This window comes from Mycobacterium sp. (genome assembly GCF_044370595.1).
In the GTDB taxonomy this organism is placed as follows: domain Bacteria; phylum Actinomycetota; class Actinomycetes; order Mycobacteriales; family Mycobacteriaceae; genus Mycobacterium.
This window is the reverse complement of the sequence record NZ_JBILVF010000212.1, coordinates 1-4,247: the sequence shown is the minus strand read 5'-3', so window position 1 is coordinate 4,247 and position 4,247 is coordinate 1. Positions and strand designations below refer to the sequence as shown.

At 63.2% G+C, this 4,247-nt stretch carries 4 protein-coding genes; all 4 read left to right on the top strand.

The window, feature by feature from the left end; translation table 11 throughout:
* Positions 1 to 254 precede the first annotated feature (254 nt).
* Positions 255 to 1,595 carry an arylsulfatase gene (locus ADBZ5N_RS17610; RefSeq protein WP_526259680.1) on the top strand — a complete coding sequence of 447 codons (1,341 nt, stop codon included), beginning with the start codon at positions 255 to 257 and terminating at the stop codon, positions 1,593 to 1,595.
* Positions 1,596 to 1,867: 272 nt separating this feature from the next.
* On the top strand, positions 1,868 to 2,857 hold the full coding sequence (bsh, locus tag ADBZ5N_RS17605) for a bile salt hydrolase (RefSeq protein ID WP_526259678.1): 990 nt from the start codon (positions 1,868 to 1,870) through the stop codon (positions 2,855 to 2,857).
* A gap of 487 nt (positions 2,858 to 3,344) precedes the next feature.
* The gene (locus ADBZ5N_RS17600) at positions 3,345 to 3,710 is read left to right on the top strand and encodes a hypothetical protein (RefSeq protein ID WP_526259676.1); all 366 of its coding nucleotides are present in this window, start codon (positions 3,345 to 3,347) and stop codon (positions 3,708 to 3,710) included.
* Between the two features lie 338 nt (positions 3,711 to 4,048).
* On the top strand, positions 4,049 to 4,247 hold a 199-nt coding region (locus tag ADBZ5N_RS17595), incomplete at its 3' end, for a type II toxin-antitoxin system Phd/YefM family antitoxin (RefSeq protein ID WP_526259674.1).

Below are 4,247 nucleotides of genomic sequence, written 5' to 3'. Positions count from 1 at the left end.
GCTATCTGGAGGGCTGGTACGCCCTGCGCTAGTCTTCATTACAGTTTGCTGAGTATGCGGTCCAAGGAGGAAGTGAATAGTCGCGATGCAAGGCGGTTCCATTGAGTGACGTTGCTGGTGCAGGCGCTGACGCGCGCAAGATGTTGTCTCGGCGGACGGTTCTCGGTGGCCTTGCTGTAGCCGGTTTTGGGGCTATCACTCCGGGGTGTTCGTCGAAGCCCGCCCTACCCGCTGGGGTGGGCGAGACGAGCTCGATGAACGGCGATGCCGTTAAGCCGAACATCGTCTTCATCCTCAGCGACAATCTCGGTTACGGCGAAGTCGGCGCGTACGGGGGCGGCATCACCCGCGGCGCCCCGACACCCCGGATTGACTCACTGGCCACCGACGGCACCCGCTTCCTCAACGCCAACATGGAAACCCAGTGCACCCCAAGCCGTTCCAGCCTGCTGACCGGTCGCTGGGCCATTCGGTCCGGCACCCACTCCGTCCCGTTCGGCGGCGTCGCCGACGGCCTCACGCAATGGGAAGTGACCATCGGCGAGGCACTGTCCGACGCGGGGTATGCCACCGGCTATTTCGGCAAGTGGCACCTCGGCAGCCACGACGGCCGCCTGCCCAACGACCAAGGGTTCGACGAGTGGTTCGGCATTCCCCGCACCACCGACGAATCGTTATGGCCGTCCTCGCCGGGATGGTCGCCCGACATCATGCCGGCCGAGCAAATGATGGAAGGCCGCAAAGGCGAGAACAGTCGTCCGCTCGGGATCTACGACGTCGAGCAGCGACGCCTCATCGACGCAGAGATCACCCGCCGCGCGGTGTCCTACATCGACAAGAACAGTAAGTCCGACCAACCCTTCTTGGCCTACGTGGCGCTCACCCAACCGCACCTGCCCACCGAACCCAACCCCGCCTTCAAGGGCCGAACCGGAAACGGCGATTGGGCCGACATGCTCGCCGAAATGGATTCCAACGTCGGGCAAATCCTCGACGCAGTCGACCACGACGGCATCCGAGACAACACGATCGTCATCTTCACCAGCGACAACGGCCCCGAGTTCATCCGGCCCTGGGACGGCTGGGCGGGCCCGTGGCGGGGTCAGTACTTCACCGCACTCGAGGGCGGTATCCGGGTGCCATTCATGATCCGCTGGCCGGGAAAGATTCCGGCCGGCCGGGAAACCAACGAGATCATCCACGGCGTCGACATGTTCGCCACGCTGGCCCGATTCGCCGGCGCGAAAGTGCCCACCGACAGACCATTCGACAGCCTCGACCAATCCGACTTCTTCCTCGGCAAGACCGACAAGTCAGCGCGCGAGAGCTTCCCGGTCTGGTGCGCCGACCGACTCCAGGCCGTCAAATGGCGAAACTGGAAAGTTCACTTCTACCGGCAGGACACCATGTTCGACCCGCCGGCCAAGTACCCGGTGCCGATGATCTACAACCTCTTCACCGACCCCCGCGAAGAAAAACCGACCCCCGATTCGTGGGTGGTGGGTCCTGTTCTCAAGGTCGTCAGCGACTTCGACAAGAGCGTCAAAGAGCATCCACTGATACCGATGGGCACCCCAGATCCCTACCGGCCCTGAAAAGCGCAAGACTCCTGGCGACTAGGCCGGCAGTTCGCTTCCGCTTCGCGCCGTCTCCCCCGGAGGTTCGCTTTCCGCGGTACCTCTTCACCAGGCGGCTCGAGATGACGCACAACCGTACGGTTCTCGGATTCGCCACGAATAGCCGACAAACCCTCTCGTCACGTTGACCGGAAATTCGCCGCACCAGCAGTCCATCGCAGTGGCGGAATTCCTCTTTTCGTGGCGGAGAAGGTTGGAGGACAGGGGCGGCGGCATCATAAAGTGACCGCATGTGTACCAACTTCAAAATCAAGCCTGCCGCGGACGGCACCGTTGTGGTGGGGCGCACCATGGAGTTCCCCGACCTCATTCCGTGGGAGGTCCAGGTTGTGGCGGCGGGGCTGCCGCGTACTTCTGCCGGGGTGAAGAACGGTATCGCCTGGACGCCGCAGTGCGGCATCCTCGGCATGGGTGCCTGGGGTGACGGGCTTCTTGCAGATGGCATGAACACCGAGGGACTGAGTGCTCACGCGCTGTACATGGCCGGGTTCTGCGACTACGCGGACCCGAAAGGCGCGGGCAACGACATCGGCGAGATGGATGTCATCGCCTACCTGCTGGGTACCTGCAAGAACATTGGGGAGGCCAAGGCCACCGCGGCAGGCATGAACGTGGTGGGCGTTGACCCGGGCTTGGGGTTCACTCCGCCGCTGCACTTCCTGCTGCACGACGCCACGGGCTCGGCGGCCATCGAATTCCGCCCCGAGGGAATGCGCATCGTCGACAACCCCACCGGGGTGGGCACTAACGGGCCGTTCCTCGACTGGCACATCACCAACCTGCGCAACTACGTGGGCATCTCGTCGGCCAATCCCACCACCACGGTGGGCGAGAACACCCTTCACCCGCTCGGGCAGGGCGGCGGACTGCGGGGATTGCCCGGCGATTACACCCCGCCCTCACGGTTCATACGTGCGGCCGCGCTGATGGCGCTCATCGACGAGCCCGCCGATGCCGCATCTGCCGAATCGGCATGCCTGCACGTGATCAACAGCTTCGACATTCCGGCGGGCATCATCACCGAGGAGCTCAAACCTGGTCAGGTGGTTGACGAGGTCACACGATGGGCGACGGTGTGCAATCTCACCGACCGCCGGTACGGCTACCGAACGATCGACGATCCAGTGCCGTACGTAGTGGACTTGACCACGACAGACTTCTCGACAAGCCGTCGCACCCCCGTTCCGGGCGCCGCGCGGTTCACGCCCGTCACCGTGTAGGTGGGGGGCGCGTCACCTCCGTCGCAGCGGCCAGGGGATATGGTTCGGCTGCCTGGAAGTGAACCGCCCGAGACCATTACGCACGGGGGGCGAATAGCTGGACAACCGTACGGTTCTCGGATTCCCCACGAAAAGCGGAAAAACCGCCTCGCCAAGTAGAGCCGAACAGTGTCGAATGCCGAGCTCACCGTGGTGTCGGTTCGCCAACGGAAAAACGGAACCTACAGTTGCTGCTGTAGTAGGTTTTCAACTTTGACTGCACTTCGGGATTGATTGACTGCACTTGGGCTGCACTTGTGCAGCGGTCTCAAGACCGTTGGTTCGGTCCGCGCCACCAGCAGCGCGCTGGGGTCTCTCAACCGGGTACGAGTTCGGATCACCGACTTTCATCGGGCCCGGTATGCGGCGCTGAAGCGGCCCGACTAGACCGGTGGGTCGTCGGCGCTGCGATTCATCGTTGACCGCAGCACCTGCTAGGTTGCCCACCATGGGCATTGTGAATAAGGGTCTGGGTATGGCGGCTGGCCTCGCCTGCTTCGCCGTAGCATTGGCAGGTCCGGCATCGGCTGACACTCTCAACACCACGACATGTTCTCAACAGCAGATCATGTCCTCGCTTCAGCAGAACACCCCCATCATCTGGGGCCAGATCAGTCGCGATCCGCAAACGGAGCAGAAGCTGCGGGTGGCACTGGATGTACTCCTGGCGCTTCCTCCGGGCCAGCGTGAGCAGGAGGCGAATACTATTGAGCAGGCCCTCGGCAAGAATCAGTTGACTGACATCAGCGATGACGTCATCAACGCCTCTGGCGGGCCGATCGGCAGAGCCGTCAACGCTTGCAAAAACTTCTGAGCTAGACGGTATGGAGGCTGACCTGGGGCCGAAGGCCTCGGGCTGCAATCGGACGTGGGTTGCCGGCAGCGGGTGAACACTCGCTCCGGTAGAGCCACAGTTGCAGACCGGAGGCTTCCGGTGAGTTTCAACGGTACGAGCGTGGGTTTGGACGTGCACGCGCTTTCGGTGGTCGCGCATGCGCTCTCGGCGCAACGCGCGCGCGGACGCCAAGTCGATGTCGGCGATGAGGCAGCAGCGGTCAATCGACGGACCTGATAACGCCCATCGGCCGGCGCCCCCATCCTCAATGACTAGATCAACTAGTCTGATTGGTCAGATAGCGGTACCCTCGTGTGATGAAGACCGTGTCGAGCACTGAGGCCAAGTCCCAGTTCAACGCGCTGCTCGCAGAGGTTGAGCGCACCGGTTCGCCGGTGACGATCACCAGCCGGGGCCGGCCGGTGGCCGTACTGTCGCCCTTGCGGCCGCGGCCGCGGTCCTTCGGGCAGCTTCCGAACATGGCGATCGGTGCCGATTTCGACGAGCCGCTGCCAG

What these genes read in the sequence shown, in the direction of transcription:
- ADBZ5N_RS17610 (WP_526259680.1), top strand. Translation starts at nt 255, where the DNA reads ATGAACGGCGATGCCGTTAAGCCGAACATCGTCTTCATCCTCAGCGAC.
- ADBZ5N_RS17600 (WP_526259676.1), top strand. Translation starts at nt 3,345, where the DNA reads ATGGGCATTGTGAATAAGGGTCTGGGTATGGCGGCTGGCCTCGCCTGC.
- bsh (WP_526259678.1), top strand. Translation starts at nt 1,868, where the DNA reads ATGTGTACCAACTTCAAAATCAAGCCTGCCGCGGACGGCACCGTTGTG.